General features: G+C 52.6%; 10 protein-coding genes. 7 read left to right on the top strand and 3 right to left on the bottom strand.

What is annotated here, in order from left to right; all coding sequences use genetic code 11:
* Nucleotides 1–147: 147 nt before the first annotated feature.
* From QZ311_RS10530 to QZ311_RS10500, 7 genes are all read left to right on the top strand, one after another.
* A complete protein-coding gene (locus QZ311_RS10530) occupies nucleotides 148–1,323 on the top strand; it encodes an MFS transporter (RefSeq protein ID WP_297067561.1) in 1,176 nt (391 codons plus the stop codon).
* Nucleotides 1,324–1,525: 202 nt separating this feature from the next.
* The gene (locus QZ311_RS10525; protein WP_297067558.1) at nucleotides 1,526–2,710 is read left to right on the top strand and encodes an efflux RND transporter periplasmic adaptor subunit; all 1,185 of its coding nucleotides are present in this window, start codon (nucleotides 1,526–1,528) and stop codon (nucleotides 2,708–2,710) included.
* A gap of 46 nt (nucleotides 2,711–2,756) precedes the next feature.
* The gene (locus tag QZ311_RS10520; RefSeq protein WP_297067555.1) at nucleotides 2,757–6,137 is read left to right on the top strand and encodes an efflux RND transporter permease subunit; all 3,381 of its coding nucleotides are present in this window, start codon (nucleotides 2,757–2,759) and stop codon (nucleotides 6,135–6,137) included.
* A 44-nt stretch (nucleotides 6,138–6,181) separates the two neighbouring features.
* Nucleotides 6,182–7,567 carry a TolC family protein gene (locus QZ311_RS10515; RefSeq protein WP_297067552.1) on the top strand — a complete coding sequence of 462 codons (1,386 nt, stop codon included), beginning with the start codon at nucleotides 6,182–6,184 and terminating at the stop codon, nucleotides 7,565–7,567.
* Nucleotides 7,568–7,604: 37 nt separating this feature from the next.
* Nucleotides 7,605–8,393 carry an acyl-ACP--UDP-N-acetylglucosamine O-acyltransferase gene (gene lpxA, locus QZ311_RS10510; RefSeq protein WP_297067549.1) on the top strand — a complete coding sequence of 263 codons (789 nt, stop codon included), beginning with the start codon at nucleotides 7,605–7,607 and terminating at the stop codon, nucleotides 8,391–8,393.
* A 198-nt stretch (nucleotides 8,394–8,591) separates the two neighbouring features.
* Nucleotides 8,592–9,143 carry a low molecular weight protein-tyrosine-phosphatase gene (locus QZ311_RS10505; protein WP_297067546.1) on the top strand — a complete coding sequence of 184 codons (552 nt, stop codon included), beginning with the start codon at nucleotides 8,592–8,594 and terminating at the stop codon, nucleotides 9,141–9,143.
* Complete coding sequence (locus QZ311_RS10500) at nucleotides 9,140–9,613, top strand: cytidine deaminase (protein ID WP_297067542.1); 474 nt, start codon at nucleotides 9,140–9,142, stop codon at nucleotides 9,611–9,613. Before QZ311_RS10505 ends, QZ311_RS10500 begins: the two co-directional genes overlap by 4 nt.
* Here QZ311_RS10500 and QZ311_RS10495 read toward each other — a convergent pair.
* The 3 genes from QZ311_RS10495 to dnaE all read right to left on the bottom strand — a co-directional run bounded on the left by QZ311_RS10495 (nucleotide 9,576) and on the right by dnaE (nucleotide 14,593).
* On the bottom strand, nucleotides 9,576–10,112 hold the full coding sequence (locus QZ311_RS10495) for a hypothetical protein (RefSeq protein WP_297067539.1): 537 nt from the start codon (nucleotides 10,110–10,112) through the stop codon (nucleotides 9,576–9,578). The genes QZ311_RS10500 and QZ311_RS10495 overlap by 38 nt on opposite strands.
* 165 nt (nucleotides 10,113–10,277) lie before the next feature.
* The gene (gene trxA, locus QZ311_RS10490) at nucleotides 10,278–10,598 is read right to left on the bottom strand and encodes a thioredoxin (protein WP_363323605.1); all 321 of its coding nucleotides are present in this window, start codon (nucleotides 10,596–10,598) and stop codon (nucleotides 10,278–10,280) included.
* Between the two features lie 185 nt (nucleotides 10,599–10,783).
* Nucleotides 10,784–14,593: a DNA polymerase III subunit alpha gene (gene dnaE / locus QZ311_RS10485; protein ID WP_297067536.1), complete on the bottom strand. Its 3,810-nt coding sequence runs from the start codon at nucleotides 14,591–14,593 to the stop codon at nucleotides 10,784–10,786.
* Nucleotides 14,594–14,677 lie beyond the last annotated feature (84 nt).

Genomic DNA, 14,677 nt, shown 5'->3' with positions numbered 1-14,677 from the left:
TAACCGACCGAAGCCTGAGATGCAAACGCATCTCGGGCTTCGGCTTTTTTATATATATTTCTGAAATCTTCCGTAGATAGATAAACTGTAAAATCATATATATTTTTTATGGCTAATTTTTTTCAGAAACTGAAGGGCTTGACGAAAATGCCGACATTTCATGTGTTGCTTGCATTGAGTGCAGCCCATTGTCTCAACGACCTTCTCCAGTCGGTCATCACGGCTGTCTATCCCATGCTTAAGGCTGATCTTGGCATCAACTTTGCTGAAATCGGTCTTATAACGCTTGTTTATCAGCTTGCGGCATCTATTTTTCAGCCGGTTGTCGGCTACGCTTTTGACCGCAGACCATTTGTATTCAGCCTCCCGATGGGAATGTGTTCGACAGCTGTCGGAATCTTATTTTTTGCTTTCAGTTCGACTCTTCCCGGAATCCTTCTGGCTGTTTTCATGGTTGGTCTCGGTTCTGCGACCCTCCATCCTGAAGCATCGCGCATCACATCTCTTGCCGGACGCCAGCGCCGTGGATTTGCTCAGTCCGTCTTTCAGGTCGGAGGAAACTTCGGCGGTTCTGTCGGTCCATTGCTCGTCGCGCTCATCGTCGCACCTCACGACCGTCGCTATGTCGCATTTTTCCTGCTTTTTGCTTTCCTATGTTTCTTGGCCATGAAACCTATTTGCCGGTGGTATGGCAACTATCTCCGCGAGCTTCGCAACAGCGAAGTCCGCACGGAGCGCCATGCCTCTCTGCCGTTGTCGCGCCGTTACACTATATTTACAATCGGTGTCATCATCGTCCTGATATTCTCGAAATACATCTACATGGCAAGTCTTTCGAGCTACTACACTTTCTATCTGATTGACAAATTTGGAGTCTCTGTCTCCCTCTCTCAGATATTCCTCTTTGTCTTTGTGGTCTCCACAGCCGTCGGCACGCTCATCGGAGGTCCTGTCGGCGACCGCTATGGCCGTAAGGCCGTAATCTGGGCCTCGATTCTCGGGACAGCCCCATTCTCGCTTCTGATGCCCCACGTCGGTCTTGCAGCCACCGTCATCCTCAGTTTCTGTGCCGGCTTCATGCTGTCGTCTGCATTCCCTGCCATATTACTTTATGCTCAGGAGCTTCTTCCGACAAAACTTGGCATGATTTCAGGCCTTTTCTTCGGATTCGCTTTCGGTGTCGGCGGAATTGCCTCCGCTGTCTTAGGTGACTTTGCCGACCGCTATGGAATTGAGGCTGTATATAATTTCTGTGCCTACATGCCACTGCTCGGCATCGTGGCCGCCTTCCTTCCCAATCTCCGTAAAAAGACTCTCGGATAAATCATCTGAACGTAGGAATATTCAATAAAATTCCTAATTCAATGTTGGTCAAAAAAGGAAATAAAGAGGGCGTTTTCGCCAATTTTACATTCTTTATTATTCCCTTTGTCTATTAGTGTATAAATAATTGGTAAATTTGCACGTTAAATTTCGAAAAAAATATTCAAATAGGTATATTATCAAAGTAAAGAAAAGAATGACAATGAAATCCATCGCGTTATCGAAAAGCGGCATCGCTATGATGCTCGCAGCCGTGGCTTTGCTGCCTTCATGTTCGAAGAATCAGCAGCAGATGCAGATGCCGGCCCCCGAAATCGCCACCATTACAATCGCTCCCCAGACAGCTGCTCTGCAGTCGACATTCCCCGCAACCATAAAGGGTAAGACCGACATCGATATCCGTCCGCAGGTAACAGGATTCATCACAAAGGTTCACGTCGATGAAGGACAGCACGTCCGCAAGGGACAGGCGCTCTTCACTCTTGATCAGGTGACATTTCAGGCTGCCGTCGATCAGGCACGCGCTGCTGTCAACAATGCACAGACTGCTGTCAACACAGCCAAGATGACTGCCGACAGCAAAAAGAATCTTTTCGACAAGAACATCATCAGCGAATACGAATATCAGCTCTCTCAGAATTCTCTCGCTCAGGCTCAGGCCCAGCTCGCCAACGCCAAGGCTGCTCTCGCCTCTGCCCAGAAAAATCTTGCCTACACAGTTGTTACAGCTCCCAGCGACGGTGTTGTCGGAACTATACCCAACCGTGAAGGCTCACTCGCTTCTCCTTCTTCCGCTCAGCCTCTGACGACAGTCAGCGACAACTCTGAAGTATATGCCTACTTCTCCCTGACCGAAAAAGACCTCCTTAAGCTTTCAGGGGAAGGCAACCAGTCAATCGACGCTGCCATCAAGGCCATGCCCGAAGTTCAGCTCCGTTTGAGCGACGGCTCTATTTATCCAATCACAGGCAAGGTTGCCACCGTCTCAGGTGTGATTGACAACGCTACCGGTTCGTCGAGCGTACGTGCCCTCTTCAAGAACCCCAGCGGAATCCTCCGCAGCGGTGGCACTGGTCAGATTATACTTCCTGACGACAAGCACGATGTCATCGTGATTCCTCAGAAGGCCACCTTCGAGCTTCAGGACCGTCGTTTCGCATACGTTGTCAATGACTCAAACAAGATTGTTTCCACTCCTATCACCATCGAGGCCAACAACGACGGCAAGACATTCGTAGTTACATCAGGTCTCCAGCCCGGCCAGCGTATCGCTGTTGAAGGCGTTGGCTCTAAGCTCTCAGACGGAATGGTGATCAACCCGGTCGCTCCTAAGGAAGCTCCTCAGGCCGGTGAAGCTCCCGCTCAGGCTGCTCCTGCCGCGAAATAAGTTTAATCGGAAACACAACAGTATATCCATTATTTAAGTAAAATCAATGAAATTAGATAGATTCATCAATAGACCGGTGCTGTCGACGGTGATTTCGATTTTCATCGTCCTTCTCGGTCTGATCGGACTCTTTTCGTTGCCGGTAACCCAGTTCCCCGACATCGCGCCTCCGACCATCAAGGTGTCCACTACATACACAGGTGCGAATGCTCAGGCGGTGCTCAACTCCGTCATTGCCCCTCTTGAAGAGTCGATAAACGGTGCGGAAGGCATGACCTACATGGAGTCTACAGCAACAAATACAGGCTCTGCCGACATTACCGTATATTTCGAACAGGGATTCAACCCCGACATGGCCGCTGTCGACGTGCAGAACCGTGTCGCAAAAGCCCAGAACCTTCTCCCCGCCGAAGTTACTCAGGTTGGTGTGCTGACTCAGAAGCGCCAGAGCTCAATGCTTCTCATGGTCGCTCTCTACGATGAGTCGGGCAACTATACTCAGGAGTTCCTCGACAACTACGCCAAGATCAACATGATTCCGCAGCTCCAGCGTGTGTCAGGTGTGGGCGACGTCATGTCGTTCGGCGCTGACTACTCGATGCGTATATGGCTCAAGCCCGACGTGATGGCACAATACGGTCTTGTTCCTACCGACATATCCTATGCTCTTGCCGAGCAGAACATCGAGGCCGCTCCCGGTGCGTTCGGCGAACAGGGCGACCAGAGCTTCCAGTACACAATGAAGTATAAAGGCCGGCTCACAACGCCCGAAGAATTCGAGAACATCGTGGTGTCGGCAAAGCCCACCGGCGAAGTGCTACGTCTCGGCGACGTTGCCGAAATCGAACTCGGTCGTGTGACCTACGGTTTCTCTAACTCTCTCAACGGCTACGCTTCGACAAGCTGTATCGTCTTCCAGACTGCCGGCTCTAACGCTACCCAGATCATCAACGACTGTCTTAAGGTGGTCGACAACATGAAGAAAGACCTTCCTGCCGGTCTTGCCATCGCAGTCCCCATGAACAACAACGACTTCCTCGATGCCTCTATCCATGAGGTTATCAAGACACTCATCGAGGCATTCATCCTTGTGTTCTTTGTCGTTTACGTATTCCTTCAGGACATCCGTTCGACCATCATCCCCGCCATCGCCATCCCCGTGGCCCTTGTCGGTACATTCTTCTTCATGAACCTTATCGGCTTCTCGATCAACCTTATCACCCTCTCGGCTCTCGTCCTTGCGATTGCGATTGTGGTCGACGACGCGATTGTGGTCGTCGAGGCGGTCCATGCCAAGCTCGACGTTGGCTACAAGAGCGCGCGTAAGGCCTCGATTGATGCTATGGGTGAAATCGGCGGTGCAATCATATCAATCACCCTCGTCATGATGCTCGTGTTCATCCCCGTGTCATTCATGTCGGGTACGACCGGTGTGTTCTACCGTCAGTTCGGTCTGACAATGGCCATCGCGATTGGTCTGTCGGCATTGAACGCCTTGACCCTTTCTCCCGCACTTTGTGCCGTCTTCCTGAAAGGCCACGATGACAACTCGTCGCTCAAGGAACGCATGGGCAAGGCCTACAGCGCAGCCGGTGAGGCCGTTGTCAAGGAGACAAAGCGTCGTTTCGCCCTCAATCTCCCCCCGCTCATCACTTTCGCATTCCTTGTCGCCACAATCACCTTCATGGTGCTTGGTTGGTACAACATCCACAAGCCCCTCCAGCTTGCCATCGCTTCTGTCTGCGCAATTATCGCAGTCCTCGGCATCTTCAGCAAGCGTTTCCACAAAGGATTTGAAATCGGCTTCGGTCGCATCCTGAAAGTCTACAACAAGTGCACTACCTTCTTCATCCACCACAAGATTACCTCGTTTGCCATTGTGGCCGGCGTTGTAGCTATCCTTGTATGGCTCATGAGCATCACCACCTCGACGCTCGTGCCTAACGAAGACACCGGTACACTCTTCTGTATGGTCGACATGCCCCCGGGAACATCACAGGAACGCACTGACGAAGTGCTCGATAAGCTCGACGGCCTTCTTGCCCAGATTCCTGAAATCGAGTATCGTCAAAAGATTTCCGGCTATAGCTTCATGGCAGGTCAGGGTGCAACCTACGGTACTTTCATCATCAAGCTCAAGAACTGGGAAGACCGCAAGCGTGCCGACCAGACATCTGATGCAATCCTCATGAAGCTCTACGGACTGACCTCGGTCATCAAGGACGGACGTGTGATGATTTTCGCTCCTCCTATGATTTCGGGCTACTCTCTGACCAACGGTTTTGAAATCAAGATGCAGGACCGCACCGGTGGCGATGTCAACGCATTCTTCGCTGTGGTTCAGGGCTTCCTCGCCAAACTCAACCAGCAGCCGGAAGTTCAGGCGGCCTACACCACCTTCAACCCCACCTTCCCGCAATACATGATTGACATCGACGCTGCCAAGGCAAAGCAGGCCGGTCTGTCGCCGAAAGACATCCTTTCGACACTTCAGGGCTACTACGGCGGTATGTACGTGTCAAACTTCAACCGTTTCGGTAAAATCTACCGTGTGATGATGCAGGCAACACCTGAATCGCGTGTAAGTCCCGAGACACTTGCTTCCATCAAGGTGCGCAACGGCAATCAGATGGCATCTCTGTCAAACTTCGTGACACTCACAAAGGTCTACGGTCCTGACCTTCTCAACCGATTCAACATGTTCCAGTCGATTTCTGTGACCGGTCAGCCTGCTCCGGGCTATTCTTCAGGCCAGTGTCTTGCTGCCATCGAGCGTGTTGCCGCAGAGACACTTCCTGCCGGATTCGGTTACGAATATTCTGGTATGACACGTGAGGAAGCTTCGACCGGCGCAGGTTCGACAACAGCTGTCATCTTCGGTCTCTGTCTCCTCTTCGTCTACCTCCTTCTGTCTGCTCAGTATGAAAGCTACATCCTTCCTTGGGCCGTTATCTTCTCTATTCCCTTCGGTCTCATGGGTACATTCATCTTCGCACAGATATTCGGCATAACCAACAACATCTACCTGCAGATTGCCCTCATCATGCTCATCGGTCTTCTGGCCAAGAACGCCATTCTTATCGTTGAGTTCGCTGTCGAGCGTCGCCGCACGGGCATGTCGATTGTCAACGCTGCTATTCAGGGTGCTTCGGCCCGTCTCCGTCCTATCCTCATGACATCGCTCGCGATGATTATCGGTCTTCTCCCGATGATGTTCGCCACCGGTGCGGGTGCAAACGGTAACCGTGCCCTCGGTACAGGTTCGATTGGCGGTATGCTCATCGGTATGATTCTTCAGGTGCTCATCGTGCCGGCCCTCTTCGTGATTTTCCAGAAGATTCAGGAAAAGATCACTCCGCTCAAGTGGGAGGATACCGACAATGAAGGCATCGAGAACGAAATCGAGCAGTACACCCCATCACACTAATCCAAGTCTACAACTGTTTTTCATCACAGTTAACACCATACTCAATGAAAATCAAGAATTTTTCACTTATCCTTGCAGCCTCGCTGAGCGTAACCGCGCTCAGTGGCTGCGGGATTTACAAAAAATATGATGTCAAGGACATCGACAGTCAGCTCGTGAAGGAGTATGCCGAGGCGCTTCAGATTCAGGACGATTCAACAGCTTTCGGCAACCTGTCGTGGCGTGCCGTGTTCACCGACCCGACACTCGTCGATCTCATCGAGCGCGCTCTTGCCAACAACAAGGATCTCCGCAATGCCAAGCTCAACGTCGACATCGCCCACGCTCAGCTCAAGGGTGCGAAGTTAAGCTATCTCCCCTCACTCGCATTAACGCCCAACGGCGCCGGTGCGAAATACGCCGACAACGATTTCAGCTGGACCTACCAGCTCCCGCTCGCAGTCAGCTGGGAAGTCGACATCTTCGGCAAGATTCTCAACTCAAAGCGTGGTGCTGAGATGGCCGAGCTTCAGACGAAGGCCTACGAACAGGCTGTCCGCTCTCAGATTATCGCAGGCGTTGCACAGTGCTACTATTCAATCTCCGCTCTTGAGGCTCAGCTCAAGCTTTCACGCGAGACTTCCGAACTCTGGAAAGAGAGCGTCAATGTGATGCGCAATCTCAAGGAGGCAGGCCGTCTGCGCGAGGACGCGGTTGTCCAGAGCCTTGCCCAGTACTACAGCATCGAGGCTTCCATCACTGACATCGAGCTTTCGCTCCATGAGGCCAACAACACCATGTCGCTTCTTCTCAACGAGATGCCTCAGAAATGGACAATCTCTCCGGAAGCATCGATTAATGTTCCCGTCATGAAGCGCACCGCCATCCCGATGGCTGAACTCGCCGTCCGTCCCGACGTGCGTGCTTCGGAAATGTCTCTCGCTTCGGCCTTCTACTCGACCGCATCGGCCCGCGCAGCTTTCTATCCGAGCATCAACATCACAGCCAACGGCGGTTTCACCAACCTTCTCGGAGGTTTCGTAAAGAACCCCGGCGACTGGTTCATCCAGCTTGCCGGAAGCCTCACAGCTCCTATCTTCTCGCGCGGACAGAACATCGCCCGTCTTGAAGCAGCCAAGGCTCAGCAGCAGCAGGCTCTCAACAACTTCGAATACACCCTCATGAGCGCCGCCGCCGATGTAAGCGATGCCATGACTGTCTATGAGAAGAGTGTCAAGAAGCAGCAGTGGCTTGCCCTTCAGGTCGAGAATCTCGGAAAGGCTGTCGATATCACAAACGAACTTCTCCTCTTCGACGGTTCGACAACCTATCTTGAAGTGCTCACTGCCCAGAAAAACCTGCTCGGTGCGCAGACTGCCCAGATCACAACCAACCTGACCACCGCACGTTCGATAATAAATCTCTATCAGAACCTCGGCGGAGGACGATAATTAAAAGCAATAGCTCCAACCTCAAACATACCGTAACATGATTAGCGACAAAGCTCACATCGACCCCTCGGCCAAAATCGGCGAGAATGTCACTATCCATCCTTTCGCTTACATCGACAAGGATGTTGAAATCGGCGACAACACCGTGATAATGCCTTTTGCAAGCATAATCCGTGGCTCACGCATCGGAAAGAACTGTAAGATATATCAAGGTGCGATTGTCGGCGCTGATCCGCAGGATTTCCGCTGGAAAGGCGGTTTTACCTATTGCTTCGTGGGTGACAATGTTGTGATACGTGAAAACGTGATTATCAACCGTGGCATCGCTTCGGAAGGGGGCACACGCATCGGCTCCGGTTCGTTCCTTATGGCCAACTCCCATGTCGGCCATGACTCCCACCTGAAAGGACGCGATGTGATCGGCAACAATGTCTCGATTGCAGGTGACGTCGAAATCGGAGAGTGCTCGATTCTTTCTTCGAGCGTGGTAATCCACGAAAACTCGCGCGTAGGCGACTGGGTGCTCATCAAGGGTGGTTGCCGCATCACAGGCAATGTGCCTCCATTCTGCATCATGGCTCACAATCCCACTGCCTATTTCGGAGTCAACGCCACCATCCTCCGCAAGCAGAACATCAGCGAGGACCGTATCGACGACATCGCCAAGTGCTACCGTCACATCTATCAGACCGGCACTTCTGTCTTCAATGCTCTCAAGCGCATCGAGGCCGACGTTGAGGAAAGCACCGAACGCGACAACATCATCTCGTTCATCCGCGACAACAAGCTCCGCATCGTTGCCATCCCGAAAGATCTGGAGAACTGATAAGGAAGCTCCTGCTTCACCGGAGAATTCCTCTCCGGGTAGTGTAGTTATAAACGAAAGCATCTCTGCAAAGCCTTCAAAATGGCTTTGCGGAGATGCTTTTTTCAACATGTATGCCACACAAACCGTTTTTATTATTACTTTTGTAAATGACTCTGAGTTTTATCAGAGATGACTATTAAATTTATCCGTCAAGACATGAATTACGACAATCCCGCCCTGCAGCGTGTCCGTGACATCCTGTCAGCTCGTCACGAAGGGAAACCGTTCAGAATACTTTTCGTATGCCTCGGCAATATCTGCCGTTCGCCTGCGGCCGAAGGCATCATGCGCGACATTGTGGAGAGCAATGGCCGTCAGCATGACTGGGTGATTGATTCTGCCGGGACAGGCGCTTACCATATCGGGGATCTTCCCGACCGGCGCATGAGGGTGCATGCCCGTCAGCGTGGTCTGGAGCTGACCCACCGCGCCCGTCAGGTCGATACCGAGGATTTCCTTGATTTCGACATGATAGTGGCTATGGACGCTTCAAATGCCTCGAATCTGCGTCGCGTAGCTCCTTCGGTGGAGGCCGAGAGGAAGATTGTCCCTATGGCTGCCTTCTTCCCTGCCAATTCCCGTTATGACCATGTGCCTGATCCCTACTATGAAGGTTCGGAGGGCTTCGAGCTTGTCCTTGATCTCCTTCAGGACGGATGCCGCAATCTATTTGAAATATTTAACGACAGCAAATCCTTATCTCTATGAAAACTTTTGACATAACCATTCCCGTGGTTGAAGCCGAGTTCGGAGAACTGACTCCCGGACAGCAGAATCTTGTAGCCCTTGCGCGCAAGGCGACATATCGCAGCTATGCTCCTTACAGCAAATTCAATGTAGGGGCGGCGATTTCGCTCTCGAACGGAGAGATTGTCACAGGCTCGAATCAGGAAAATGCCGCCTATCCCTCGGGGCTATGTGCCGAACGTACGGCCGCATTCTATGCTCACGCCACTTATCCCGATGCCCGGTTCACTTCCATAGCCATAGCCGCGCGCGGGACTGACGGCAATGAGCTTTCCGACCCGATTTCGCCGTGCGGAGCATGCCGTCAGGCACTGCTTGAATATGAAAAACTTGCAGGCGCGCCCGTCGAGGTAATACTGGCCGGTAAGGACCGCATCCTGATTTTTCCTTCCGTCAGCTCGACTCTTCCCTATTGTTTTTCTGATTTCTGATTCCAACGTCCGGGGGCTGAGACTGACTGACGGCCTTGACAGGAGGCGTTGACAGCGGGGCTTCGGCCTGATTTACGGAAGTCAGAGCCGTTTCCTCGTCAGGTGCTTCACCGGCTGTGGCAACAGTCTCTGCTTTCTCACTCGCATTGCGACGTTCGGCCGCCCGTTTTCTGGCTCTTGCCGAGCGTTCAAGAGCCATGTCTATCTCATGGCGCAGGCATATGAAAACGGTCATTATGCCATTGTCATATTGCCCCGGCATTTCTCCTGTCGACAGATACCTGTCGACGACAGGCATGAAATTCCTGACCCACCCGTGGCCGTAGCGCAGGTCTTCGAAAATCTGCTCGCAGCGACGGCACAGTTTCTCGTAGAAGGCTTTTGATACGGGTCTTGTCCACTTTTCTTTCTTTGATTCTCCTTTTGACCGAGGGGGATTACGCTTGGCGATGATGCGACGGCCGGATGTTACGGAGATTATGGCATTCTGTGTGTTCATAGCGGATGGATATATATGAGTGGAGAGGGGTGGGATATTGATTGATACGGCAAAGTTACATCGCTTTGACCATCCTCAAGGTGCGATAATACAAAATCAAGGGACAAGCAAAATTTTCGTTGCTTGTCCCTTGATTATTGATGCCTTATGATAATTGCTTGACTCTTAGAGAGCAAGAAGCTTCTTGATTTGGTTTTCAAGATTCTCTTTGGGCTGAGCGCCTGCAAGACGGAGGTCGCGGATCTGCTCACCGTTCTTGAAGAAGAGGATGGTGGGGATTGACATGATGCGATACTGGGCAGCAAGGTCGTTTTCCTCCTCGATGTTATATTTGCCGATGACTACTGTATCCTTGTATTCTTCAGCGAGTTCTTCAACGATGGGGGTCATGCGCTGGCAAGGGCCGCACCATGTTGCCCAAAAATCGATTACTACCGGTTTGCCTGAAGCGATGATGTCGTGTACGTTCTGATCAGTGAATGTCATGATAATTAGTATTTTTATTTAAGTGATTTTTCTGATTGTTTTTTCACTACCACAAATGTACGCAATTTTCCTGAAAGAATCGTCTCACAGTGGTAATACTTGATTACGGTTTTATCAATTATTGTTAATTTCAGGAAAGTTATTATTTCGGAATTGTGTATGGTGAATATTTCAGAATAATCATGTCAGTCGTTGATGGTGAAATTTATGTCCTCTTCGGTCAGCGTGTCAATGAGTTTGCGGGAGATTGGGATGCGGCGGTTGGAACGCAGGTGGAGCGAACGGTTGATCGAGGGGTCGAAAATACGGAATGTCAGTTCGCCGTTTGCGTCGGGTTCGCGCCTGATTTCTTCCTCAAGCAGCTCTTTGATGTGCTTGGTCACTTTGTCGGAGGGGAGGTCGATTGTGATTGAGTGTACGAGCTTTCCTTTCACGTCGTTGAGCAGGCGGATGTTCATTATGTTGAAGCGCAGGGGCGAGGATGCGAAACGCTTCTCATAGCGTCCGGTGATGAGGATAGGCGTGCCCGGGACTCCGTAGTTGTGGAAGTTGATATAGGTCTGCTCAAACATCATGAACTCGGCGCTGCCAGTGTAGTCCTCGATTTTGAGTATGCCGAACTGGCCGCCGTTGCGGGCCGGACGGCTGGTGAAGTCCACGACCATGCCTCCGAAAGTAAGCTCGACACCTTCGACGGGTTCAAACTCGTTGTAGCCCTTGACGGTACATGTGCCGTAGGTCAGCTCCATGAAGTATGGGTCGAGCGGATGGGCCGAGAGATACATCCCGACAAGTTCGCGTTCGCGCTCAAGTTTGACAGCCGAAGCCCATTCCTTCTGCGGCACTACCGGCGGACGGCCTGCGGTGCTCATTTCAGCATCGTCGCCGAAGAGCGACATGGCCGAGTTGTGCTTGTCGTTCTGGAAGGCCTGCCCGTAGCGGACGAGGGTTTCGGTAAACACTTCGCCACGAGGGTTTTCGTAGAAGAAGTCCTCGCGCTTCACGCCTTCGAAACTGTCGAATGCGCCGGCATAGACAAGATTTTCGAAAATTCGGCGGTTGACGGCCGACGAGGGTACTCGCTCCACGAAATCGTAGATTGATTCGAACGGGCCGCGTTCCTTTCGCTCGGCGATGATGGCCTTGACCACGTTTTCGCCTACGCCCTTGATTGCAGCGAGTCCGAAGCGGATGTCGCCGTGGGAGTTGACACCGAACTCGACGAAACTTTCGTTGATGTCAGGGCCGAGGACAGGGATTTTCATGCGCTTGCATTCGTCCATGAAGCCTGTGAGCTTGTTGATGTCGGAGCGGTTGCGCGTGAGGACGGCAGCCATGTATTCCGACGGATAGTTGGCTTTGAGCCATGCTGTCTGGAAGGCAACCCACGAGTAGCAGGTGGCGTGTGACTTGTTGAAGGCGTATGACGCGAATTTTTCCCAGTCGGCCCATATTTTTTCGAGCACCTTCGGGTCGTGGCCGTTGGCCTGTCCGCCTTTGAGGAAGAGTCCCTTCAGCTCGTTCATCTTGTCAATGAGCTTCTTACCCATCGCCTTACGCAGTGTGTCGCTCTGGCCGCGCGTGAAGTTGGCGAGCAGACGCGACAGGAGCATGACCTGTTCCTGATAGACGGTCACCCCGTAGGTGTCCTTGAGATACTTCTCCATGATGGGAATATCGTAGGTGATGGGGCTGCGTCCGTGTTTGCGGGCGATGAAGTCGGGGATATAGTCCATAGGGCCGGGACGGTAGAGGGCGTTCATGGCTATGAGGTCCTCGAATGTCGACGGCTGGAGTTCGCGGAGATATTTCTGCATGCCTGCCGACTCAAACTGGAATGTACCGATCGTGTTGCCTTGGCTGTAAAGCTCATAGGTCTTCGGGTCATTGATGTCGATCGAGTCGATGTCGACATCGATTCCGCAGGTCTGCTTTATGTTGGAGACGGCTTCCTTGATGATTGACAGTGTCTTGAGCCCGAGGAAGTCCATCTTGATGAGTCCGGTGTCCTCGATGATAGAGCCTTCATACTGTGTCACTATCATCTTGTCGTTGTCCTTCGAATCGACGCTCTTGTCGACGGCTGTTGCGACGGGAACCCAGTCGGAAATCGGGTCGCGGCAGATGATGACACCGCAGGCATGTACGCCGGTGTTGCGGACATTGCCTTCGAGACGGCGCGCATATTCGAGGGTTTCGCGGATGAGGTAGTTGTTTGAATTCAGCTCGGCGGCGAATTCAGGCACGTATTGGTAGCAGTTCTTGAGATTGGTCTTGAGGGTCTTGCCGTCAGGGCCGTCGGGCATTCGCTTGGGCACGAGGTTGGCAATTCGGTTGCTCTCGGCGAGCGGGAGCTGCTCGACACGTGCCACGTCCTTGATGGCCGATTTTGCGGCCATTGTGCCGAAGGTGATGATGTGGGCCACATTGTCCTCGCCATATTTTTCGGTCACGTAGTGGAGCACGTCGGCGCGGCCGTCGTCGTCGAAGTCCACGTCGATATCGGGGAGCGAGATACGGTCGGGGTTGAGGAAACGTTCGAAAAGGAGGTCATATTTTATCGGGTCGACCTGCGTGATGCCCAGACAGTAGGCGACGACGCTTCCGGCAGCCGAACCACGGCCCGGCCCGACGCTCACGCCGAGCTCTTTGCGGGCCACGTTGATGAAGTCCTGCACGATGAGGAAGTAGCCCGGGAAACCCATCGTCTTCATGATGTATAGCTCAAATCGGATGCGTTCCTCCAGTTCCGGGGTGAGCGGAGAGCCATAGCGGCGCTCAGCGCCCTCGTAGGCGAGCTTCGATAGGTAGTCGGCCTCGAATTTGATGCGGTAGAGCTTGTCGTAGCCGCCGAGTTTTTCGATTTTCTTCTGAGCGGCTTCGGGCGAGAGAACCACATTGCCGTTCTCGTCCTGAGTGAACTCGTCAAACAGTTGCTGCTCGGTGATTCGGGTTCTGTATTCTTCCTCCGTTCCGAAGTCGGCCGGAATCTCGAAGAATGGCATAATCGGCGCGTGGTCAATGGAGTAGACCTCTACCTTGTCGAGAATTTCAAGGGTGTTTTCGAGCGCTTCGGGGAGGTCGGGAAACACGGCTGCCATCTCGTCCTGCGACTTGAACCACTCCTGTTTTGTGTAGCGCATGCGCTCAGGGTCGGCCACGTAGTTGTTGGTCGATATACAGATGAGGCGGTCGTGGGCTTCGGCATCCTCGGCGTTGATGAAATGGGAGTCGTTGGTGGCAATAATCTTGATATCATGTTTGCGCGCGAGGTCGATGAGCACGGGGTTGACCTTTTCCTGCTCGATGTATGTCTCGCGGTTCGCACCGGGACGGTCGGTCTTGTGGCGCTGGAGCTCGATGTAGTAGTCGTCGCCGAATGTCTCCTTGAACCACATGACCTGCTTTTCGGCCTCGGCCAAGTTGCCCTCGGCTATGAGGCGCGGGATTTCTCCGCCGAGACATGCCGAGCAGACAATCAGTCCCTCGCGGTGGGCGGCAAGAGCTTCCTTGTCGGTTCGCGGGTGGTGGTAGAAACCGTGGGTATGTGCCTGTGAGACAATCTTGATGAGGTTTTTGTAGCCTTTGAGGTTCTTGGCTATGACCACGAGGTGACGTCCCTTGTCGGTTTTGTCGGAGCGGTCGGTCAGAGAGCCTTTGGCCACATACATCTCGCATCCGAATATGGGTTTGAAGGCGAGTTTGCGCTCGATTTTCTCCATCTCCGGGGCAAGCTCGGCGCGGATTTTGTCGGCTTCGCCTTCGGGGGCTTCCTCGATTTTCTTTTTGAGGTCGGCGAGCTTGCCTTTGTATTTGCCTTTTACCTTGTTGACATAGTTGAAATATTCCTTGATGCCGAACATGTTGCCGTGGTCGGTGAGCGCGAAGCCGGGCATACCGAGGTCCATGGCCTTGTCGACAAGACCCGTCACCGAGGCCTGTCCGTCGAGCAGGGAATACTGGCTGTGTACGTGGAGATGAACGAACTGTTGCATTTGCAGATGGGGGATTGTGGAATGTGTGTTAAGCTGGGGGAACTCCCCGCAGGAAAATCGGTTTCCTTATACAAATTTAAGCAA

The sequence above is a fragment of the uncultured Duncaniella sp. genome, assembly GCF_910578445.1.
In the GTDB taxonomy this organism is placed as follows: Bacteria; Bacteroidota; Bacteroidia; order Bacteroidales; family Muribaculaceae; genus Duncaniella.
The sequence above is the reverse complement of the archived record's forward strand: the minus strand, read 5'-3'. Positions and strand labels throughout refer to the sequence as shown.